The following is a 22,591-nucleotide window of genomic DNA, read 5'->3' as shown; positions in this document are numbered from 1 at the left end:
GGGATCGCTGCTCAGGACCTCCGGTTGCCCAAGGGCAACCGTCACACGACAAAGAAATCCTTGTGGGTGAGGGCGAGACCCTTGCCGAGCCGGGCGAAGACCACAGCCGCCGTGGCTCCGGACCCGTCCGCATCGTAGCTGAGCACCCCGGTGGCCCGGTCGTAGATCAGGTAATCGTCTCCGTCGAGCGCCCGGGAGCCGACCACGAAGAACCCGCTCGAGAGCGCGCCTGGCTTGGTCAGGGTGCCGCTTCCCAGCTTGGTGAAGACCGCGTTGTCGAGCCAGAGGCTGTCGTTCGCAACATTGAAGTCCTTGATCGTATCGACGTTGCTGCTCCTGTTGAGACGGGTGTCGAACACGAACACGTCCCGGCCCGCATTGCCGTAGAGGGTGTCGTTGCCGGCGCCGCCGCTGACCGTATCGTTGCCCGTGCCGCCATAGACTGTGTCCCGACCGGAATCGCCATACACTCGGTCATGGCCCGAACCGCCATTGACCGTGTCGTTGCCCGAGCCGCCAGACACCCAATCCTGGCTTGAGCCGCCCGACATGGTGTCGTGTCCCGAGCCGCCATAGATCGAGTCGCTGCCATGATAGCCGTGGAGCGTGTCGTTGCCGTCCTTGCCACGCAGCACGTTCTCGCCCGCGCCGCTGCGCATGTCATTGTCGAGCCCGTTGCCCATGACGCTGGCGCTGCCCCGCAGGGTGATGTTCTCGATGTTGTCCGGCAGGACCACCGTGCCCGACCCGGCATAGAACACGTGATCCACCCCGCCCGTGCCGAGAGCCGCGGTGAGCTGGAACGGATCCGTGATCGCGATGTCGACGCCGCCGCCGGTGTTGGGCGTCACGACAGGATCCTTTTCGACCGTGCCGATCGTCGTGAAGTTGAAGGTCGCAGCATCGGCAATGCCTGCGAAGTCGTTCCCCGACGCATCCCTGAGTGCGCCGGCCGACAGGGTGAGGTAATAGCCGGCGCCGCTCTCGAGCGGACCGGTGGGATCGATCGTGAGCCGGTTGCCGGCCATGCTGATGCGGCTGCTCGTGGCCACGTCGAAGCTCTCGACGAGCGCGCCACTTCTCGCATGCAGCTCAATCGTGCCGGCGCCGATCACGATCGCTTCCGAGAAGGTCAGCACCAGGTCGTCCGACACCCCCACTTGAGCGGCATCGTCCGCGGGGTCGGAATGCACCAGGGTCGGGGCCGTGTCGTCGATGGTGACGGCCAGTCCTGCGGAGACGGCTGACAGATTGCCCGCGGCATCGACGGCTCTCGCGGTGAGCGCATGACGGCCCGCCGACAGCGGCGATGTGGTGATCGACCAGACGCCCCCGGTCACCGTTCCCGTTCCGATCACCGTAATCCCATCGCTGTCGTAGAGCCGGATGACCGTGCCGGTTTCCCCGCTGCCGGTCAGGATCAGCGCAGGGTGGTTTGTCAGGTTGTCGGAGCTGGAATGGCCGCTGTCGCTCCCGGAGGCCAGCACCGGTGCAGAGGGGGCGCCCGGCGCCACCGTGTCGTAGCCGAGCGGGGGTGTGGTGCCGGCCGTCCCGGCATTGCCGGCCGCATCATGGTACGAGCCCGCAGCGACGGTGATGCTGGCGCTGCCGCCGTCGACGTTCGCGCTCGGCGTGAAGACGGCGGTGCGGGTCAGGCCTGTACCGCTGATCGCCGACAGGGTGCCGCCGCTGACGGCGAGGCTGCCGGCGCTGCCGTCCCAGCTGAAGCTCGAGCCCGGGTCCTGGCTGAACGTGAAGGTGATCGTCGCGGTCTCGCCGGCCTTCAGCTGCGAGACGTCGCTGGTGATGGTCACGCCGGGCGCGACCGTGTCCAGCGTGTAGACCTGATCGCGGATTGGCCCGGAATTGTCGACCGCGTCGATCACCCTCACCCAAATCTCGTGTGTCCCCTCGGTGAGGGAGGCGATGTGCGACCAGACAGCACTCCCCGCGGTGCTGATCGCGTCCTGCCAGCTCTCACCCCCGTCGAGCGACACCTGGACGCGTTCGCCGACGGCCAGCAGGCTGCTCAGGGTGCCGGAGATAACCTGCGAACTCACATTGGTGATGAAGTCGCCGCCGAGACCGGAATCGGACGACAGCGCCATGCTGGAGACGGCCGTGGCCGGTCCGGCGGTGATGATCTGCACCGTCAGAGCCGTGGAGGCGGCGCTCGTGTTTCCGGCCAAGTCAGTCGCCCTGGCCGTGATGCTGTGGTTGCCTTGGGTCAGGGGCGTATCGAGCGCGATGCTCCACGTGCCGTTGGTCGCCGTCGCGCGGCCAATTTCCTCCAAGCCGTCGTAGAGGATGATCGTGGCGCCGGCTTCCGCCGTGCCGGTGAAGGTCGGTCGCGTCACGCCGGTGACGTTGTCGCTGTTCGAGCTGCCGTTGTCGCTGGCGGTGGCCAGATCCAGGGTGGCGGGGGGGCTCGGCGGCGTGAAGTCGACGGTCATGTTCAGCGGGCCGGAGGCGGTGCTCACGTTGCCGGCCGCATCCGTGGCCGTGACGGTGATCGTGTGGACGCCCTCCGGCAGGGCGACATTGCTGGCCGCCGACCAGCTGCCGTTGCCGGCGGCGCTGGTGGTCGCGATGAGGGTGCCGCCGTCATACACCTTGACGGTGGCGCCGGGCTCCGCGCTGCCCCTGAAGGTCGGCAGCGTGACGCTGGTGATGCTGTCGGTGAACGAGCTGCCGCTGTCGCTGGCAGCGGAGAGCTCCGGGGCGGAAGGCGCATCCGGCACCCTGGTGTCGAACGTGATCGCCGGAGTGACGCCGGCACCGCCGGCATTGCCGGCCGCATCCGCGTACGATCCGGCCGCGACGGTGATCCTGGCCGTGCCGTTATCGGTGCCGAGGCTCGGCGTGAAGGTCGCGGTGCGCGTCACGCCGCTGCCGCTGATCGGCCCCAGGGTGCCGCCGCTGACTGCGACGTCCGCTGCGGTGAAGCTCGAACCCGGGTCCTCGCTGAAGGTGAAGGTGATCGTCGCGGACTCACCGCTGTGCAGGGTCGACTTGGAGCTGGTGATCGCCAGCGTGGGCGCCACGGCGTCGATGACAATGGCCTTGTTCGCACCGAGCGAGGCGAGGCTGCCCGGGGTGGGCAGAGCCACCGAGGCATCAAGGCCGTCGGCGACGGCCTTGATGGTGGCGCCGTTGAGGGTCAGGGCGGCGGTGCCGGCATAGTCGAGATCGGCGCTGCCGTCGCCGGCCTGGACCGTGTACGCGAAGGTCAGCGTGCTCGTGCCGCTGCCTCCGGTGTAGACGGCATACCGGTCGACCATGCCCGTCTCGAGCAGCAGTGTCGGGATGCCGCTTGCAACGTTGACCGCGCTGTCGAACTCGACGCTGATGGTGATGACCTCTCCGGCTTGATAGGAGCGGTTTGCGGAGGGCGACGTCACCGCGATCACCGCCGGCGGGACGGTAAGCTGGATGTTGTTGATCGCCGCCCATCCGCCGCCGTCCGCATAGGTGATCCGAACTTCGTCGACCCTGTCGAAGCTTGCGTCGAAGGTGAAGGTCACGATGAAGTCATCATCGTTCGACGTGAAGCTGGACGAAGCGACTTGCTGCCCGTCCTTGTAGCCGACCACATTGACGATTTCGCCGGTCCATCCACCCCAGTCGTACCATCGGAACTGATCGATCTGAAATTCCGATCCGTTGGCGCTCTTGATCACGAAGCCCGCCCATCCGGGATCCGTTTCCGTTCCGTATCCTGGATAGTAGAACGTGGTCAGACCCGTGAAACCCGTTCCGGTCGCCAGATTGGCACTGTCGTACCATTCGATCGGGACGCCCAGGGAGGTGCCGTAAGGATTTGCGAGCAGGCCGATTTGGATATTGGCCCCGAATAGATTGATCGCTCCTCCCTCGCCATCCTCGGCAACGCCATCGGACCAATGGGCAGGATCGTTGCTGCTGAAATTCAGGGTGCCGTTTGCCATCTCTCGCCCCACTTCCCCTCTGGCCTGTTCTGGCTTGTGCTTGCGGAAGCGAGCCGGGCAGGTCTGTTTCGCACGAACTTCCGTAAAGGAAGTTAACCGTGATTAACACTTTTTCCTACAATAGGAATGCCGGAGCGGCTCACACGGGGCGGCCCGGCGTCTCAGGGTGTCGGCAAGATGGCTCATTTCTGGGAGGTGTGGTCTTGCGGTGACGGTTTTTCTGTTGCGCGCTGACGCTTCCGTCGGCTCACGCTGCTCGCGTCAGGTGCGTTTCAGGCCTTGGGCCATCAACCTCCGCCGGCCTGCGCGAGGGCAGGCTCGGAACAGTTCATGTCCAGGTTGTCTTCCACGGGCTCGAAGATAAAGGACTGGCGCTCGCGGGCCATGAAGGCCGTGGGCATGACGACCTGCATCTCGGCTTCGGCGGCTTTCAGGAAGCCGTCGTCGTGGCCGGGATAGAGATGGAAGATCGCCAGGGCCTTCACGCCGGCGCTCTGCGCCAGTTCCACGCCCTTCTGCCACGTGGAATGGCCCCAGCCGCGGCAGTAGGAATACTCGGCGTCGGAGAACATGCCGTCGAAGATCATCAGGTCGGCGTCGCGCACGAAATGCTTGAGGCCCGGATCGGGCCAGGCGTCGCTGTGCTCCACGTCGCTGATGTAGCAGACGCTGCGGCCCCGATGGCTGATGCGAAAGCCCGTGGCGCCGCCGGGATGGTTGAGGAGATGGGTTTCGATCCGGGCGCCGTCGTCCAAGATGAGAGGCTCGCCCGCCTTGAAGCCGTGATGCTCGAAGCGGGCGGGCAGCTGGCCGAGGCGGACGGGGAACAGCGGCGGGGCGAAGATGCGATTCAGAGGCTCCATGGCGCTCTCGCCGTCCAGGTTCCCGCAATAGGTGCGGATCACCCGCTCCTTGGCGAGAAGAGCGGGCTTGAAGAAGGGCAGGCCGCTGATGTGATCGAGATGAAGGTGGCTGAGGAGGATGTCGATCTTGTCGGGCGCGGAGGCGCCGAGCTCGCTGCCGAAGGCGGATAGGCCGGTTCCCGCGTCGAGGATGAACAGGCGCTCGCCGCAGCGGACCTCGATGCAGGGGGTGTGCGAACCGAACTCGACGAATTGGGGACCGGAGGCGCAGGTGGAGCCGCGTATGCCCCAGAACCGGACCCGCAACGCGTCAGAGGATGCAACACGCCTTATCATTTCAGGATCATGGCCAATCGAAAACCCTGCTTATGTGCGCTGGCGCACATCGATAAGCTGCCCACGAGCGGGTCGGCAGGTCAAGGTAAATATTGTATCACGCACTCAGCGCCTCCAGGGATCTGGTGCGGCGATCCATCACCGGCTCGCCCCGTTCGAAATGGATAACCGCGTCGAAGGGCGGTTGATCCATGGCCGGTGAAATCGACGGCGTCACGAGGATTAGCCCCCGCCCCACGAGGGCGCGGCGCAGGGACGCGACGAGCCGGTCGGCGGCCGGTCCGGGCAGGCCGTCGAGCGCCCGCTGCACCACCAGGATGCTCGGCCGGCGCACGAGGCCGCGCACCAGGTCGATGGCCGCCGCCTCGCTCAGGCTGAGATCGTCGCCCTGGGGGTCGATCGGCGTGTCGAGCCCGATGCGCGAGACCTCCCCGTCGAGGCCCCGTTGCGTCAGGATGCGGCGCGTCACCTCCTGGACCGACGCGAGAGCGCCGGCCTGATCGGCCGCGATGCGTCCGAAGAGCAGGTTGTCCTGGATGCTGGCGGCCGCGCAGAAGCGCTCCTCGTCGTAGAACTCGATCGAGGATTTCAGGCTCACCGGCAGCATGCGGGCGAAATCGGTCCGGGCGACGAGGATCTGCGCCTCCAGGCCACCTTCGAGCAGTCCCAGGCGATGCCGGCTCTCGTTGTAGCGCAGGGCGAGACCGATCAGGCGCTCCCGGTCCCGGGAGGTCTGGTCGCTGCGCCGCTGCTCGTTCCTGCGGTCGACGAGATCCTGGAAGTACGGACGGTCCGCCGCCGAGAAGAACGAGAAGCGCTCGAAGAGCGGGGATCCATCCGGGATGTCGGAGAAGATCTCGATCATGCTCGTGGCGATGGAAAGCCCCATCCGGGCGAGCGGCTTGGTAAGCTCGTTGGCTTCCAGGATCGCCCGCACGAAAGGATGGCTCGCCAGGCGATCCTCCTGGAAGGAATCGCCGATCGGCTTTCCGAACAGGAGGTTCTCGCCGATCGTGGCATAGCGGTTGTAGCGGGTGGCGCTGAAGGGATCGACGAAGCGGTCGAGCTGCTCGGCGGCGAGCGCCGCCTGCACGGCGCGCCGGGCGTCCACGATGGCGGCGGCGAGTTTCGGCTCCCGGTCCGGATCGATGGTTCCGGACAGGCCGCGGGCATGGGTCAGACGGTCGAGGCCGGCGACCGCGATGGCCTCCGACAGGCGATGATCGAGTTCGCCCGCCGGCGCGGCGGCGCCGTAGAGCAGGTTGTCCTTGAGGCTGCCTTCGATCAGCACGGTGCTGCCCGCAAAGGCGATGCGCCGGCTGCGCTCCACCGGATCGGCCGCAGACAGGTCGATGCCCCCATAGGTCAGGCGGCCCATCGACGGAGGGATCTGGCCGCTCATGAGGGCCGCCAGGAGCCGCGGGCCCGCATCCCCGTCGCCGACCAGGGCCACATGGGACGGGAAGGCGAGGTTCAGGTTGACAGAGGTCACCCGCGCCCCGCTCGCCGGGTCGTAGGCCGAGACGCCCTGGGCCACGAGGGCGCCGCTGTCGGGCAGGCCGGCCTTGCCCTTCAGGGCGGCGCGCAGCTTCAGCGGCCCGAGCCCCCGGCCCAGATCGATGAGCAGCGCCCTCGCCCTCAGGGCGAGCCGGTGCCACTGGACCACCTCCCGGGTGCCGTAGGCGGCGAGCGCCGCCGCGAGCACGCAGGCCGCCACCGTCCCGGCCGACACGGGACGAACCTGCGAGAACCAGGCCCCCAGGGTCAGAACCGACAGGGGGGCGATCATGAGTACGGCCGCGGAGCCCGCTTCCGCGAGGGCCAGGCGGTATTCCCGCTTCATCACCGGCCGATGGCTCACGACCAGCGCCTCCCGCACCCGGTCGCGCTCGTAGGGGGCCGTGCCGTGCGCGCGCAGGGCCGGAATGCGGTGCTCCAGCTCCGCGAACACGCCCTCGGCCTCGTCGCCCTCCTGGTGGCGGGCGGCGGTGGCGTCGAACCGCAGGAGGGAGCGGCGGGCGCTCACCACGGCGCCCAGCACCAACACCAGCGCCAGGGCGGCGCCGAGACGCCAGTCCATGACGAACACGTACGCGCAGGCGAGCCCGATCATCCCGCCGAGCTTCACCGGCATGAGGAGGCTGGATCCCAGCACGCCGCTTTCGCGGGCGAGGCCTCGGCCGGCCAGGGCCGTCACCATGGCGATCTCGTCGTGGGAAGCCGTGGGCACCTTCAGGATGACGTCGAGAGCGGCCGACTGGGTCTTGGTCAGCATCCTGAGCCCGATGCCGACCACCAGCCATTCGAACCCGACCAGGATCAGGCCGAGGAGAAGGGGGACCAGGAGGATCCCGACAATCGACGCCAGGGCGAAGGCCTCTGGGCCCAGCACGACGCCCGGGACCAGCACGATCGGCTCGGGCCAGAGAGCCGCCGGCGGGCTCAAGGCGATTCGCAGGAAGGTGGCCGGCGCATGCCAGCCGCCCGCTCCCCCGGTGGCCCGGTCCACGACGAGGCGCACGAGATCGAAGCCGAGAAGGATCAGGAGGCCGGCCACCGCCAGAAGGCTCAGTCCGACCAGGTGGCGACCAGGAGATGTTTTCCACGCCAGGCGCAGCGGGTCGCGCTCCACGACAACTCCCAAGGACAACTCCAACAGGCGATCAGTTTCAGTGACGGTGGGAGACCCTAGAGCATTTTCTCGGCGAATGGGATCTGCCTTGCAGTCAAAAAGTGCGCTCCGGCACAAAACGCCGGAATCGCCCGTCCCGGCGGGTCCCGGGCCGGCCCGGGATGCGCTCAAACTCTGCCGCCACGACCCCTCGCCGCGCCGCGCTTCCACGCTATGTCACCCCCCTTGCTCCTCTGCCTTGCTGCCTTTCACGGAGGATCGGTGAGCCTGTCCATGACGTCCCTCCTGCCGCTCGATCCGGTGTTCCAGCTCGTCCTCGAGGTTCCGACCCGCACCCCGAGCCCGGACCTGCCGCGCCGCCTGACGGGGCTGTTCAAGGAGCTGGCCCTGCCGGAGCCGGCCCGTCCGGTCGAGGACATCGAGGATCAGATCTGGGCCCTGTGGGGATCCCACGAGGACCGTCTCGCCGAGGAGACCATGATGGCCGCCATCGAGGCCATGGGGTCGGGGTCGCTCAAGACCGCCCGGCCCCTGCTCGACCATCTGGTCGCCCAGCATCCGGGCTGGGCGGAGGCCTGGAACAAGCGGGCGACGCTCGCCTCCATCGAGAAGCGCGACGCCGACAGCCTGCTCGACATCGCCCAGACCCTGCGGCTCGAGCCGCGCCACTTCGGCGCCATCGCGGGCTTCGGCAACATCTGCCTGCGCAACGGGCATCTCAACGAGGCCCGGGCGGCGTTCCAGATCGCGCTCGCCATCAATCCGCACATGGACGACTTGCGCGACATGCTGGAGAACCTGTCGCCCCATCACCTGATGCTGCACTAGGGGTTGGGGGGCGCTGCGATTTGCATTGGGATGAACACCGCCACGGTCATGGCCGGGCTTGTCCCGGCCATCCCGACCCGGAAAGGCTCAACGCTTCAAGCAATCGGGATCACCGGCCCAAGGCCGGTGATGACGACGGAGACAAGTCTCGGTCCGTTCCTCGATGAACCCGGCCCGTCACCCCAATTCGAACGTGGAGATGCCGAAGATGCGCGACAGGGGCAGGTCCGGGGTTTCGCCGCGATACATCCGGGCCGTCTCGAACACGGGCGACAGGCCATGGCGCGTGGCGAGCCGAAGGGCGGCCGGGTTCGGCTCCGGCAGGTCGAGGAACACCGCATCGCCCTTCGCTTCCGATGCGAGCGCCTGAAACAGCAGGTCGGCCTCATGCTCGCCATTGGCAAAGAGGGGGCCGATCTTGAAGCCGTTGCGACAGGCCCGGATGACGCCGTAACCCGCGACGCCTCCGTCCCTCACGAGAGCGACGGCCTTGCGCGCATCCGGCCTGAGCCAGCAGCCCAGAAAGGTTTCGCGCGGCGCGGGAAAGAACGGCTGGTCGTAGGCGAGGACGGAAGCGACGATCTCGAAGGTCACCGGCTGCAGGCCTGCGGCCCGGGGCGCCTCCAAAAGCGGGACGCCCCCGAAGCGGATGTTGCGGTGAGCCAGGGCGAAGCCGGACCGCCGGTAATTGTCCTGCTGGGCCACGACCCCGTCGAGGCCCACGATGCGGTCTCCGAGAGATTCCATGCCGGCCTGCCACAGGCGATAGCCGAACCCCCGTCCGCGCTGGTCGGGCCGGACGATATAGAGGCCGAGAAAGCCGAACGCGCCGCCGTAGCGGACCACCGAGACGGACGCGACCGGCTCGGTGCCGAGACAGCCGACCAGAAATCCCCCTGGGTCAGCCGCGTGAAAGCATTCCGCGTCCCCGAGCCCCGGATTCCAGCCCTCGGCGGCCGCCCACTCGATCGCCAGATCCAGGTCCTGGCGCGTCATCACGCGGATCGTCCAATCGTCCGGGTCGTCGCGTGTCATGTCCGGCCTCGTCGTTGGCGGGTGCGAGAGGGCTTCAGTCTACCCGACACGAGGGCTGTCGTTGAGATCCCTCGCAAGATCCCTCGCAAGCGCGACAACGGGGCCGTTGCAGGCCGGCCGCGAGGGCGTACCCTGGGCCCCATGTCCGATTCGCCCGCCCTTGTTTCCCGTCCCATCGTTCTGCCCACGGACGGACGCCAATCCACCATCGCTCTCGGAGTCCAGCGCGGCGTGCGCCGCCTGTTCGCGCAGCTCGGCCACGTGAGCCTGCCGGAATTCACCCTCGCCAACGGCCGGCGCGCCGATCTCATCGCGCTCGCGCCCGACGGCGCGCTCACGATCGTCGAAATCAAGTCGAGCGTGGCCGATTTCCGGGCCGACCGGAAATGGCCCGACTACGAGGATTTCTGCGACCGGTTCTATTTCGCCGTGCCGGAAACCGTGCCCTTCGACATCCTGCCGGAGGACCGTGGGCTGATCGTCGCCGACAGCTTCGGGGCGGCGATCGTCCGGGCGGCGTCGCACCATCCGCTCGCCGGCGCCCGCCGCAAGGCCGTGACCCTGCGCTTCGCCCATTCGGCCGCCTCGTTGCTCCATGCCCTGGCCGATCCGGACCGGGTCGCGGACGGGCGTCTCTGACCCGCCCCGCGTTCGCTTCACGCGTTTCCTGTGCAAGTCCGTTTTGAGAGCGGTTGCATGCCCGGTCGCCGAGCGTCACAGTCCCGCCCGTGACCGGATCCTCCGGTCGTGGGGGCGATCATGGAACAGGCCATCCGGTTTCTGCTCAGCAACTTCACCCTGACGCTCTTCGCCGTGGGGCTGGCCGCATCGCTCATCGCCCTGCTGCGCGGCCCGCGTCCCTTGACCCGCGCGATGGTGGTCGAGGCGCTCCTGTCCTGGTTCCTGTTCTTCTCGCTCGGCGTGAGCTTCCTCTACAATTTCGTCATGCACGTCTTCTTCTCGGAGATGGCGGCCGCCTTCATCGGCTGGCAGGCCAGTCCGTTCCAGAAGGAGGTGGGCTTTGCCAGCCTCGGCTTCTCCGTCGTGGGATTCATGGCGTTCAAGGGAGGGAGCGGCCTGCGCCTCGCCGCCCTCGTGGGTCCGGCCTGCTTCCTGTGGGGGGCGGCGGCCGGCCACGTGCAGCAGATGGTGGAGGCGCACAACTTCGCGCCCGGCAATGCGGGCGTGATCTTCTACACGGACGTTCTGCTGCCGGCCTTCGGGCTCGTTCTGCTCCGGATGCGGTACCGTGAGGATCCGCGCCCCGTCGCGCGGGAGCCGTCAGGCGCGTTCTCGCGCTGAACACCGGCACAAAAGGTGTCGAGGGCCTCACGCTCCGTGACTCAGCGGGGCGCGCGCTTGGCGAGGATCCGCTGCAGGGTTCGGCGGTGCATGTTGAGGCGGCGCGCGGTTTCCGAGACGTTGCGGCCGCAGAGCTCGTAGACGCGCTGGATGTGCTCCCAGCGCACCCGGTCGGCCGACATGGGGTTTTCCGGCGGCAGGGCGCGTTCGCCCGGCTGGGCCATGAGCGCGGCGTGGATCTCGTCCGCATCGGCGGGCTTCGCCAGATAGTCGAAGGCGCCCATCTTCACCGCCGTGACGGCCGTCGCGATATTGCCGTAACCGGTGAGGATCACGCCGCGCGCGTCGGGGCGGCGGCTCTTCAGGCGCTCGATCACGTCGAGCCCGTTGCCGTCGCCCAGGCGCATGTCGATCACCGCGAAGGCCGGCGGTTCATTTTCGATCGCCGCGAGGCCGTCCGTCACGCTTTCGGCCACGCGAACCTGATAGCCGCGGCCTTCCATGGCGCGGGCGAGACGGGTCGAGAATGGCCGGTCGTCGTCGACGATCAAGAGGCTCTTGTCGGCGCGATCTTCGAACGCGGCAGGCGCATCGGCCATCAGAACATCTCCTTGCATGGTGGGCTGAAACTCCCTCATGAGCGAGCCTGTCCGGCTCCTCTCTCATATGGGAATTCTTCCCCTAACCTTTGAGGGACAGCGTGGACTCTCCCTGCGGCGAAATTGCCGCACCTCGTTCAAACGCATGACGGGGCCAAACGATCCGTGCGATGGCCCCGGAGGCCGGCGGCGCGGTGTTCGTCAGGGTCAGTTCCGCCCCCGAGCGCTCGATGAGGGTCTTGGCGATGAACAGGCCGAGCCCCAGGCCACCGCCCTCCTCGCTGTCCTCCGTCCGCTCGGCGGCGCTGCGGGTGGTCACGTAGGGCTCGCCCACCCTGAGCAGGATATCGGGAGCGTAACCCGGGCCGTCATCCCGGATCTCGATGAAAACCTCGTGAGGGGACCAGAACGCCTCGATCGTCACCCGGCTTTCCGCGAAGTCCGTGGCGTTGTCGAGAATGTTGGACAGGCCGTAGACGACCCCGGGATTCCGCCGTCCCATGGGCTCCGGCCCTTCGCCCCGCGTCTCGACCTGCACGTCGAAGCCGACGGCGCGCTGCGGCTCGACGATCTCCTCCACCAGATGGCTCAGGGAGATGGTCTCCAGAAATTCCGATTCCTCCTCCTGACCCATGGAGGTGAGCTTGGTCAGGATGGTGCGGCAGCGCTCCACCTGCTCCTGCAGGAGCCGCAGGTCCTCGCCCACCGGGCCGTCCTTGGGCATGGCATGGCTCAGCTCCTTGGTCACCAGGGCGATGGTGGCCAGCGGGGTGCCGAGCTCGTGGGCCGCCGCGGCCGCGAGGCCGTCGAGCTGGGACAGGTGCTGCTCGCGGGCGAGGACAAGCTCCGTGGCGGCGAGCGCCTGGGCGAGCTGCCGGGCCTCCTCGGCGACGCGCCAGGCATAGATGCCCGTGAAGGCCGTGCCGAGCACGATCGCCGCCCAGATCCCCGTGACATAGAGGAAGGGAAGCGTGAAGCTCTGTGCGGGAGACCAGGGCAGGGGCTTGTGGGCGAGCACCAGAAGCGTCGCGCAGCCGATGGCGAGAAGGCCGAGCCCCAGGGTCCGCTCCGGGGTCAGGGCCGTGGCCGAGATGAGCACGGGCGCCAGGAACAGCATGGCGAAGGGATTCTCGAGCCCGCCCGTCAGATAGAGAAGCCCCGCCAGCTGCAGGATGTCGAAGGCGAGGAGCGCCGTGGCGATGTTGTCGCTGAGCCGGTGGCTCGCCGGGTACTGGATCCGCAGGAGCAGGTTGACCCAGACCGACGCGCTGATGACCAGGAAGCAGAGGGCGAAGGGCAGGGGGAAGCCGAGCCCGAACCGGACCCCGGCGACGGCGGCCGCCTGACCCGCGATGGCGAGCCAGCGCAGGCGAACGAGGGTGTCGAGGCGCAGGTGCCGGGCGTGATGGGTCAGGCTCTTCTGGTCGATCTTGGACATCTCCGAACAGAATAGGGTCCCCTGATCGTTCGCCAAGCATCCGCCTTTGGCCTATTTTCCTATCGAGGACTTCGGCAGTGGTCTGAAACCAAAGTATGTAGTTCGTTTTCGCAGAGGCAGAGCTAGTCTGTTGCAAGAATCTGAAGGAACTTTAATCTTAAAATTACGGTTGAGGATAAAGCCTACCGCATGATGCGAGAACCAGGCACCCGGCCTTTGGGGACACTTAGATGAATTTTTCCTATGTATGGTACGATACCGCGCATTGGCTTTTGAGTCCGGCTCGCGCAGCTTCCGATATCACCAAGCACTTTTTCGAGAACCCCGACAATCCCCTCACGAACACGCCCTACGGCCGGACCGTTTCGGCAGCCTGCGAATTGTTCGAGCGCACCACCCGGCGCTACGGGAAGCCCGCCTTCGACCTGCCCACCACGGTGATCGGCAACGAGGAGGTGGCGGTCACCGAACGGATCGTCTGGGAACACCCCTTCTGCCGCGTCATCTCCTTCGAGCGGGATCACGACCGGGCCGAGGACCAGCCGAAACTCCTGATCGTGGCGCCCATGTCGGGCCACTACGCCACGCTGCTGCGCGGCACGGTCGAAACCTTCCTGCCGACCCACCAGGTGATGATCACCGACTGGGCCGACGCCAGCATGGTGCCCCTGGCCGAGGGCCGGTTCGATCTCGACGATTACATCGACTATCTCAAGACCATGTTCCGGGACCTCGGCCCGAACTTGAGCGTGATGGCCGTGTGCCAGCCGGCCGTGCCCGTCATCGCGGCGGTCGCCCGCCTCGAGGCCGAGAACGATCCCCTCGTCCCGCGGGCCATGATCCTCATGGGCGGGCCCATCGACACCCGCCGCTCGCCCACCGCCGTGAACCGGCTGGCCGAGGAGCGCGGCATCGACTGGTTCCGCCAGCACTGCATCACCAAGGTGCCCCCGTCCCATCCGGGCTTCTGGCGCGACGTCTACCCGGGCTTCCTGCAGCTGTCCGGCTTCATGGCCATGAACATCGACCGGCATCTCACGGCCCATTACGAGATGTTCAACCATCTCGTGGAGGGCGACGGCGATTCGGCCGAGAAGCACCGGGACTTCTATGACGAGTACCTCGCCGTCATGGACCTGACCGCCGAATTCTACCTGCAGACGGTCGAGACGGTGTTCGTGAACCACGACCTGCCCAAGGGCGAGATGATGCACCGGGGCCAGCCGGTGGACCTCATGGCCATCCGGCGCTGCGCCATCATGGCGGTCGAGGGCGAGCGGGACGACATCTCGGGCGTGGGCCAGACGCTCGCGGCCCTGGACTTGACCCCCAACCTTCCCTCCGACAAGAAGCTCTATCACCTCCAGGCCGGGGTCGGTCACTATGGCGTCTTCAACGGTTCTCGTTTCAGGGCTCAGATCGCTCCTCGAATCGTTGAATTCATTGAGAATCACAGCCGAGAACCAGCCCGGACGAAGCCGTCAAGGGCATCAGTCCGTTCTTGATACGTTCTTAGGAGCGGCAAACGGCTGCGCTGACAGAATCAGCCTGACAGGGCAGATTGCGGACATGAAATCCGCCCTGTTCCGCCGCGTTCCTGCGGACCCGCCCCATCTCAAAGTCGTCCACGAGGGCCAGACCTTCAAGGTGGCCCTCAAACGCCGTCCGACCGCCAAGCGGATCACGCTGCGCGTCTCCAACGCGACCGGCGAGGTCGTGCTCAGCATCCCCGAGCGCACGGATGTGGGGCTCGCCCAGAAATTCGCCGACAGCCACAGCCAGTGGATCGCCACGCGGCTCGCCAAGGTGCCGGAGCGGGTGCTCTTCGAGCCGGGCGCCCTCGTGCCTTTTCGCGGTGTTCCCCATCGGATCGTTCACTGGTCGGCGATACGCGGGGTGACCCAGGCGGCCCGAAGCGCCACCGGCGAGCCCGTCATCGCGGTCGCCTGCGAGGCCGCCCATGTGGCCCGGCGGGTGCGGGACTTTCTCGAGGCTGAGGCCAGGAAGGACTTCGCCGCCGCCGTGAAGAAGCATACGGCCCAGCTCGGGCAGCCGGCCAAGCGCATCACCGTGCGCGACACCAAGAGCCGCTGGGGCTCCTGCTCGGCCAACGGAGCGCTCAACTTCTCCTGGCGGCTGATCATGGCTCCGCCCTTCGTGCTCGACTACCTGGCCGCCCACGAGGTGGCGCACCTGCGCGAGCTCAACCATTCCAGCCGGTTCTGGAAGCTCACGCATCAGCTCTGCCCGCGCACGGACGAGGCGGAGGAATGGCTCAAGACCTATGGCAGCGCCCTGCACCGGATCGGGTGAGGGCAGCAGGTCGTCCGGTCGCCGGCTGCGACCGGGATGGAGCTGAGGGACGGACACCCTCGACGTCATCACCGGGCTTGTCCCGGTGATCCCGATCGTCTGGAGCGCCGCGCCTTTCCGTGTTCGGATAGCCGGCACGAGGCCGGCCATGAACGTCACAACGCAGCGGGCTCGAACGTAGCCATCCGCCGGTACCTCGGCCAACCACGGCGGCCCTGCCAATCTCCCTTGTTTCCATTGGACAATTTATCGGTTTCTTAACCGCTGCCCCGCAGACATGCCGTTAGGGCAATAGACCTGACCTTCGTCGATCCGGCCGCTTCCTCGAGAGCCGGACACGCGGCCGGTCTGCAGGGGCAAGATTCCAATGGCACTGAAAAATTTCTCGATCCCGCAGAAGGTGATTGCGGTCGTCTCCCTCATGGGCCTCGTCGCGGCGGTGATCGCCGTGGTCGGCTGGCGCGAGACTTCCAGGCTCAAGGACGCGATGGAGATCGTCGGCCTGCGCGAGGAGGCGGCGCGCGAAGCCATGGACCTGCGCGTCGACATCATCGCCATCAGTCGCATGACCTACCAGGTCGCCCAGCAGCCGACCAAGGCCTCCGACTTCGGCACCGAAGCCGAGCGCCGCACGAAGGAGATGCTGGGGCGGTTCAAGACGCTCGAGGCCGTGGCGGACTCCCAGGAGAAGGTCCTGCTCGACCAGATGCGGGGCTCCCTGAACGCCTATTTCGACGTCATCAGGGCCATGATCACGGTGGCGGCCTCCGGCAAGGGCGCCGATGCGGCCGTCATGAACGCCGAGGTGGACAAGGGGCTCGCGTCGCAGCGCAGCGTCACCGACACGGTGAAGGCCTACAGCACCTACACGGCCAAGAAGCTCGCCGACATGCGCGCGGCCGCCGAGGACAGCGCCAATCGCGCCATCCGGCTCCAGATCGGCGTCGCGGCCGCCGGCATCGCGCTCGGCGTGCTGATCAGCCTGCTGATGACGAAGCTCAGCATCGTGGCGCCCCTGCGCAGCCTGACCTCGGTCATGCGCCGTCTGGCCAACGACGACCTCGCGGTCGAGCTGCCCGCCGGCAACCGCAGCCGCGACATCGGCCAGATGATCGAGACCGTGCAGGTCTTCAAGGACCGCATGGTCCGCAACAAGGCCCTGGAGCTCGAGGCCATCCAGGCCCGCGAAGCCTCCGAGGTCCAGCGCAAGCGGATGATGACCGAACTCGCCGAGACCTTCGACGGCGCGGTCGGCGAGATCATCACGTCGGTGTCCATGGCGGCCAGCCGCATGCAGGCCACGGCCGAGCAGCTGACGAATTCCGCCCAGGCCACGTCCTCGCGCTCCACGGCCGTGGCGGCCGCCGCCGAACAGACCTCGGCCAACGTGCTCGCCATGTCGAGCGCCACCGAAGAGCTCGGCGCCTCCGTGGGAGAGATCAGCCGCCAGGTCGAGCAATCGGCCGTCATGTCGCGCGAGGCCGTGCAGGCCGCGACTCTGACGACCGAGATCGTCTCGCAGCTGAGCGCCGCCGCCGACCGGGTCGGGGCGGTCATCGACATGATCTCGGCCATCGCGGGCCAGACCAACCTGCTGGCATTGAACGCCACCATCGAGGCGGCGCGGGCCGGCGAGGCCGGCCGCGGCTTCGCCGTGGTGGCCACCGAGGTGAAGTCGCTCGCCGACCAGACCTCGAAGGCCACGGCCGACATCTCGAGCCAGATCGCCGCGATCCAGACCTCGACCTCCAAGGCCGTGGAGGCGATCGGCGGCATCACCCAGCGCATCCAGGCCATGAGCGACGTGTCCAGCAGCATCGCCGTGGCGGTGGACCAGCAGGGCGCCGCCACCCGGGAGATCGTCGCCTCGGTCAACCAGGCTTCGGCGGGGACGGGCGAGGTGACGGCCAATATCGGCCGGGTGGCCCAGGTGGCCGAGGAAACCGAGGTTGCCGCTCATCAGGTGCTGACATCCTCCTCGGCCCTCGTGGGCCAGGCCGAGCACCTGCGCAATCAGGTCAACGGCTTCCTGGCGACCGTCCGGGCGGCCTAGAGCACCGGACGGCCCCTCGGGTCCGTTCTGACCGATGCTCTCATTCAAGACGAAAGCATCCGATGGATCCCAAAAGTGCAACGCCACTGTCGGGTCCGAGGCTTCAGGGCCGCCAAATCAGATGACAGGCACGCCGATTCGGGCTTAACCGGGCGTGCCTGTCACCGACGAAACCGTTTCATGCTCAAACCCGATACGCTGGCCCTCACCGTCGTCCTGGCCCTGCTCACCGCACTCGGCCCCCTGTCGACGGACATGTATCTGCCGTCGCTCCCCGCGATCGCCGCGGGCCTTCACGCCACGACCGGGCAGACGCAGCTCACCCTGTCGGCCTTCCTCCTCGGCTTCGCGGCCGGGCAGTTCTTCTACGGGCCGGTGTCCGACCGCATCGGACGCAAGCCCGTGCTGCTCTTCGGGCTCGGGCTCTTCACCCTGGCGAGCCTGATCTGCGCGCTCTCGCCCAACATCGAGACCCTGATCGCCGCGCGCTTCCTGCAGGCGCTCGGCGCCTCGGGTCCCATCGTGCTCGGGCGCGCCATCGTGCGCGATTTCTACGAGGGCCCGCGCGCGGGCCGCGAACTGTCGCGCATGGGCACGATCATGGGCGTGGTGCCGGCGGCGGCGCCCGTTCTCGGCGGCGTCATCGAACGCTTCACCGGCTGGCGCGTGACCTTCGGCACCATGATCCTGTGCGGCATCGCGCTCGCGGCCATCATCCTCTGGCGCATGCCCGAAAGCATCCGCCGGAAATCCGATGTGCCGATCTCGTTTCCGGCGATCCTGCGCGGCTTCAGGCTCCTGCTCGGCCATGCCGGTTACCGGACCTATGTGGGCCTGTCCATGCTCACCTATGGCGGGCTCTTTGCGTTCATCTCCGGCTCGTCCTTCGTGCTGCAGAGAATCTACGGGCTCGACGAATTGTCCTTCGCGTTCTCGTTCACCTTCGTGGTGGCGGGCTTCATGACCGGCACCTCCCTGGCGCAACATCTCGTCGGACGGTACGGGCTCGACGGCACCATCCGGATCGGGGTGACGTGCCTCGCGCTCGGCGGCCTCACCATGCTGGCCCTGGTGCTGGCGGGAGTGCCGTCATCGCTGGGCATCAGCGCCCCCATGGCGATCTATGGGGTGGGCGTCGGCCTCACCATGCCGCAATCCATGGCCTCGGCGCTGATGCCCTTTCCGGATCGGGCCGGCGCGGCCTCGTCCCTGCTCGGCATCTGCCAGATGACCTTCGCGGCCGTCGTGGGCATTCTCCTCGGCCGCAATCTCGACGCCTCCGCGCTTCCCCTGCCGGCCACCATCGCCACCACGGGCGTGCTGGCCCTCGCCCTGTTCCTGGCCTCGGGACGGGCCCGTCGGGACAAGCCCGCCTGATGGTCCTTTCGCCGCCGGGGCGCCGCCGCTGGGAAGCCGCCCCGGATTCCTACGGGTGAGAGCCTCTCTCAGACAATGAAGAAGCTGGCATAAGTGAGAGCCGGCTTGGTGCCCGCATTGGTGAAGGTGGCGATGTGGATCTGACCGGCGCCGCCCGTACCATCGGAGTCGTAATAGAGCTCGCCTTTGGCCTGGTCGTAGATGACCCGGTCCTCTTTCCCCAGGGCCTTTGTGCCCAGGACGAAGTCGCTCGCCTTCAGGCGGCCGAGATCGGACGACTTGAACCCCGTGAAGCTGCTCAGGGACAGATAGACGCGATCGTACTCTGCGACCTTGAAGTCCTGGATCAGGTCCGGGCCGGCCGTGCCGGGCGTGCTGCGCTCGAACAGGAAGATGTCGGCTCCCTTGCCGCCCACGAGGACGTCCTTCCCGGCGCCGCCGCTCAAGGTGTCGTTCCCGGCTCCGCCCGACATCGTGTCGGCGCCGCTGCCGCCCCTGATCAGGTCGGAGCCGTCGGTCCCGTTCACCGTCTCGGGATTGACGTCCACGATCTTGATCGTGAAGTCCTTGACCTTCCTGACGGATCCGTCGGTGACCGAGACGGTGACCTTGAAGGAGGTGAGCTGCTCGTAATCGATCTTGGTGTTGTTCTTGACGCGCAGCTGGTTGTCGACCAGCTCCACGCGACCGCCACCGTCGTTGAGCAGGGTGTACGTGCGCTGGCCCTGGCCCGGAAGGGTCGACGACAGGGTGCCGATGGTCTGGCCGATGGCGCTGTGTTCGACGACCGCGGTGCCGGACAAAAGGATGTCGGCAGGAGCCGGGTTCGCATCCGTCACCTTGATGGCGATGGCGCTCGAAACCTTTCCGCCATAGCCGTCCGACGCGACGATGCCGTAGCTGAAGGTGGTGTCGCCGTTCACCTGGATGAGCGCGGGATCCCTGACCTGAATGGTGCCGTTCACGATTTCGAAGCGGCCGTCGGCGCTGACGCGCCCATCCGTTCCGCTGAGCGGATTCGTGAAGGCGTAGGCGATCGGATCGTTGTCGGCATCGGTCGAGGAGAGCGTGCCGGCGACCGTGTAGGCGGCCGACGTCTCGGAGATCGTGCCGCCGGCGAGAACGGGCGCCGTCGGGCCGTGGTTCACGTCCGCCACATGGATCGCGATCGTGCTCGAGGTGGTGCCGCCGTGCCCGTCCGTGGCCGTGACAGCGTAGGTGAAGGTCTGGTTGCCATCGACCTGAACGAGCGACGGATTGTTGACCACCACGGTGCCGTCGACGATCTTGAAGCGGCCGTCGGCGCTGATGAGGCCCGACGAATAAGGCTGGGCCCAGTCGAACGTGATGGTCAGGGCATCGCCGTCCTGATCGGTCGCCGTGAGGGACCCGACGGTCAGGTCCGTGGTCAGCCTGTCGGAGATGTCGCCGTTCGACAGAACCGGCGCGGTCGGAGCATGGTTGACATACCCGATCGCGACGGAATTCACCGTGGCGACGCTGGCCGCCGAGGCCGTCGCGCCGCGTGCATCGGTGACCGTGATCGAGAACGTGGTCGTCTCGACGGAGCCGCTCTCCGCCAGGGGACGGTCGGTCGGATTGAACAGGAGCGCGGTAACGGCCGCCCGCACCTGCGCGAGGGAGCCGATGACCGTGAACGTGCCCGTGGCGGCATCGTAGGCGCCGCCCTGGACCGGGACCAGCGCGCCCTTCCCGGCGTCGTCGAGCCGGATGCTCACGGTCAGCACGTCGCCGGCATTCGGTTCGTTCACGGCGAGAAGCGTGAACGGCGCCACGAGGTCCGTGTTCTCCGTGTCGGCCATCGTGAAGGTCTGCGGCATGAACGAAATCGTCGGAGCCCGGTTGGCCGTCACGCTCGTCACGGAGACGTTTGCGTTGGGGGTGGCGGATGCGCCTTCCACGTCGGTGAGCGTGATGGTGAAGGTCGTCGTCAGGCCGTTTCCGGCAGAATCGCTCGGTCGGTCGAAGGGATCGTAGACGAGGCCACGCAGGGCGTTCTGGACCTGCTCGGCCGTGCCGGTGACCGTGTAGCGCCGCTCCTGGGCATCATAGGTGCCGATGCCGAAATTCGTCAGCGCGCCGTAACTGTTGTTCAGGCTCACGACGGCCGTGACGCTGGCGCTGTCCGAATCCGTGATCGTGACGGACGTGAAGGGGCTGACGGTCTCGTTGTCGGCGATGGTCAGGCTCAACGGGGAGGCAAGCCCGCCGATCACGGGCGCCGTGTTGGTGCCCGCGATGCTGCCCTCGCCCACGAACCGGATGTGCTCGATATTGGCGAGCTTGGTGCCGTCGTAGTTGCGAACCGAGATGATGACCGTGTCGTCGCCGCCCGTCGTGCCGTTGAGCTCGACGGCCAGATCGCCGAGATCGCGGATGTAATAGACGTCGTTGCCGGCGCCGCCCGTCATGGTGTCGCTGCCGGCGCCGCCGTCGAGCGTATCGTTTCCGCCGCCGCTGGTCAGCTTGTTGTCGGCCGCGTTGCCGACCAGGGTTCCGGCGCTCGAGGCCGTATTGATCAGGTTTTCGAAACCGGCCTGGAGCGTGTAGCTGGAGAGATAGGTTTCGATCGTGTCGATGCCGCCGGCATCGACGAGCACGTCGTCGCTGTCGCCGGTCACGTAATGATCGTTGCCAAGTCCACCGACGAGCGTGTCGCGGTAGCCGTTGCTCCCCGAGAGCGTATCGTTGCCGTCGCCGCCCACAAGGGAGTCATTTCCGCCGAAACCGAGGATATAATCGTTGCCGTCGCCTCCGACGATCGTGTTGTTGGAAGCGCTGCCGAAGATCGTGTCGTTCCCGCTCGACCCGATGAACTTTCTCAAGCTTCCGAACAGCTTGTCCGTCGCGTACCGGACGCTGCCGTCATATTCGTCGACCCAGCCGTTCCCCAGATCAGCCTTGACCGCCGCGGCCGGGCGCGTGAGATCCTCGTAGGTGAGCACGGTGCTTGCGTTGACCTTGATCCTGTCGTTTGACGCGCGCGCGACCGTCGTGGACGCGATGGCTCCATGGACCGTGTCGGCGCCCAAGCTCGCGTCGATATAGGTCGACCCACCCGTGTAGAGGATGTCGTCGCCGAAGCCGCCGTCGATGGTGGAGGCGAGCGCACCGCCGCGGATGGTGTCGTTGCCTTCGCCGCCCATCAGAAACGTCACCCCGGACAAGATGTCCTGGCCCTGGCCGCTGGCGCGACCCGCGGTGAGATCGGCATTGATGGCATCGGTGCCGACATAGATGACGCTTCCGTTGACGAGCGTGTCGTTGCCCGCGCCGCCGATGAGCGTGTCGTCGTTGCCGCCGCCGGTCAGCGTATCGTCGCCCTCGCTGCCATCGAGGTACCAGCCCTGCAGGGAATTGCCGGCGTAGATCACGTCGCCGGCGGTCGATCCGTAGACCTCCTCGAAATTCAGCAGGGTGTCGAGATCGCCCCACGTGTCCCTGCCGGTGAGCGACGCGTAGGTCGTGCCCCCATACGTCCAGGCCGAATCGCTCAGATTGAGAACGATGCCCGCGCCGCCCGTCTCCTCCCGGTAGGAGAGGGTATCCCAGTCGATGCCGCCGTCGAGGGTGTCGTTCCCGGCTCCGCCGATCAGCAGATCGTTGTCGACATCGCCATGGAGCTCGTCGCCGGCCATTCCGCCCCAGAGCGTATCGTAGCCCTCGGCGCCGTTGATCGTGACCGATGTCGGGGTGTCCGGGCTGCCGAGCTCGTTGTCGTCGGCATTCCCTTGAATGACTGAGTTGGCCGCCAGGTTGCTCGGGGCTGCGTCCGGCACCAGAGCGGCAGGCAGGATCCCGGTGCTTTGGATGGATGTCGTCATGATCCGTTCCTCTCGTCGATGGT

General features: G+C 67.0%; 14 protein-coding genes. 7 read left to right on the top strand and 7 right to left on the bottom strand.

Features of this window, described 5'->3' with window-relative positions:
• Positions 1–41 precede the first annotated feature (41 nt).
• The 3 genes from KBI52_RS11550 to KBI52_RS11540 all read right to left on the bottom strand — a co-directional run bounded on the left by KBI52_RS11550 (position 42) and on the right by KBI52_RS11540 (position 7,790).
• The gene (locus tag KBI52_RS11550; RefSeq protein ID WP_210807577.1) at positions 42–3,947 is read right to left on the bottom strand and encodes an Ig-like domain-containing protein; all 3,906 of its coding nucleotides are present in this window, start codon (positions 3,945–3,947) and stop codon (positions 42–44) included.
• A gap of 287 nt (positions 3,948–4,234) precedes the next feature.
• Entirely contained in the window at positions 4,235–5,146 is a 912-nt protein-coding gene (locus tag KBI52_RS11545; protein ID WP_173947060.1) for an MBL fold metallo-hydrolase, read from the bottom strand.
• Between the two features lie 97 nt (positions 5,147–5,243).
• Entirely contained in the window at positions 5,244–7,790 is a 2,547-nt protein-coding gene (locus KBI52_RS11540) for an ABC transporter ATP-binding protein (protein ID WP_173947061.1), read from the bottom strand.
• A 261-nt stretch (positions 7,791–8,051) separates the two neighbouring features.
• Here KBI52_RS11540 and KBI52_RS11535 point away from each other — a divergent pair, with 261 nt between their 5' ends.
• Positions 8,052–8,606: a hypothetical protein gene (locus tag KBI52_RS11535; RefSeq protein ID WP_173947062.1), complete on the top strand. Its 555-nt coding sequence runs from the start codon at positions 8,052–8,054 to the stop codon at positions 8,604–8,606.
• 177 nt (positions 8,607–8,783) lie between these two features.
• On the opposite strand, the gene KBI52_RS11530 is transcribed toward KBI52_RS11535, so the two are convergent.
• Positions 8,784–9,641: a GNAT family N-acetyltransferase gene (locus tag KBI52_RS11530; protein WP_210807575.1), complete on the bottom strand. Its 858-nt coding sequence runs from the start codon at positions 9,639–9,641 to the stop codon at positions 8,784–8,786.
• 141 nt (positions 9,642–9,782) lie between these two features.
• Here KBI52_RS11530 and KBI52_RS11525 point away from each other — a divergent pair, with 141 nt between their 5' ends.
• Both KBI52_RS11525 and KBI52_RS11520 read left to right on the top strand, forming a co-directional pair.
• Entirely contained in the window at positions 9,783–10,280 is a 498-nt protein-coding gene (locus KBI52_RS11525) for an MmcB family DNA repair protein (RefSeq protein ID WP_173947088.1), read from the top strand.
• 120 nt (positions 10,281–10,400) lie between these two features.
• A complete protein-coding gene (locus KBI52_RS11520; RefSeq protein ID WP_210807573.1) occupies positions 10,401–10,943 on the top strand; it encodes a DUF6790 family protein in 543 nt (180 codons plus the stop codon).
• Positions 10,944–10,984: 41 nt separating this feature from the next.
• Here the strand turns inward: KBI52_RS11520 and KBI52_RS11515 are convergent, their stop codons facing one another.
• Together KBI52_RS11515 and KBI52_RS11510 are read right to left on the bottom strand one after the other, a co-directional pair.
• Positions 10,985–11,542 (bottom strand): ActR/PrrA/RegA family redox response regulator transcription factor, encoded by a 558-nt coding sequence (locus KBI52_RS11515; protein ID WP_173947065.1) that lies wholly within the window; start codon positions 11,540–11,542, stop codon positions 10,985–10,987.
• Between the two features lie 82 nt (positions 11,543–11,624).
• Positions 11,625–12,980, bottom strand: a complete 1,356-nt coding sequence (locus KBI52_RS11510) for an ActS/PrrB/RegB family redox-sensitive histidine kinase (RefSeq protein ID WP_173947066.1) — start codon at positions 12,978–12,980, stop codon at positions 11,625–11,627.
• A 230-nt stretch (positions 12,981–13,210) separates the two neighbouring features.
• Between KBI52_RS11510 and KBI52_RS11505 the strand changes: the two genes are divergently transcribed.
• The 4 genes from KBI52_RS11505 to KBI52_RS11490 all read left to right on the top strand — a co-directional run bounded on the left by KBI52_RS11505 (position 13,211) and on the right by KBI52_RS11490 (position 18,723).
• The gene (locus tag KBI52_RS11505; RefSeq protein ID WP_210807570.1) at positions 13,211–14,485 is read left to right on the top strand and encodes a polyhydroxyalkanoate depolymerase; all 1,275 of its coding nucleotides are present in this window, start codon (positions 13,211–13,213) and stop codon (positions 14,483–14,485) included.
• 64 nt (positions 14,486–14,549) lie between these two features.
• Positions 14,550–15,293 carry a M48 family metallopeptidase gene (locus KBI52_RS11500; protein ID WP_173947068.1) on the top strand — a complete coding sequence of 248 codons (744 nt, stop codon included), beginning with the start codon at positions 14,550–14,552 and terminating at the stop codon, positions 15,291–15,293.
• Between the two features lie 367 nt (positions 15,294–15,660).
• Complete coding sequence (locus tag KBI52_RS11495) at positions 15,661–17,346, top strand: methyl-accepting chemotaxis protein (protein WP_210807568.1); 1,686 nt, start codon at positions 15,661–15,663, stop codon at positions 17,344–17,346.
• A 180-nt stretch (positions 17,347–17,526) separates the two neighbouring features.
• Positions 17,527–18,723: a multidrug effflux MFS transporter gene (locus KBI52_RS11490; protein WP_210807566.1), complete on the top strand. Its 1,197-nt coding sequence runs from the start codon at positions 17,527–17,529 to the stop codon at positions 18,721–18,723.
• A gap of 68 nt (positions 18,724–18,791) precedes the next feature.
• Here the strand turns inward: KBI52_RS11490 and KBI52_RS11485 are convergent, their stop codons facing one another.
• Complete coding sequence (locus tag KBI52_RS11485) at positions 18,792–22,568, bottom strand: Ig-like domain-containing protein (protein WP_210807564.1); 3,777 nt, start codon at positions 22,566–22,568, stop codon at positions 18,792–18,794.
• Positions 22,569–22,591 lie beyond the last annotated feature (23 nt).

Origin of the sequence: Microvirga sp. HBU67558, assembly GCF_018069605.1 — a bacterium.
Lineage (GTDB): Bacteria > Pseudomonadota > Alphaproteobacteria > Rhizobiales > Beijerinckiaceae > Microvirga > Microvirga terrae.
The sequence above is the reverse complement of the archived record's forward strand: the minus strand, read 5'-3'. Positions and strand labels throughout refer to the sequence as shown.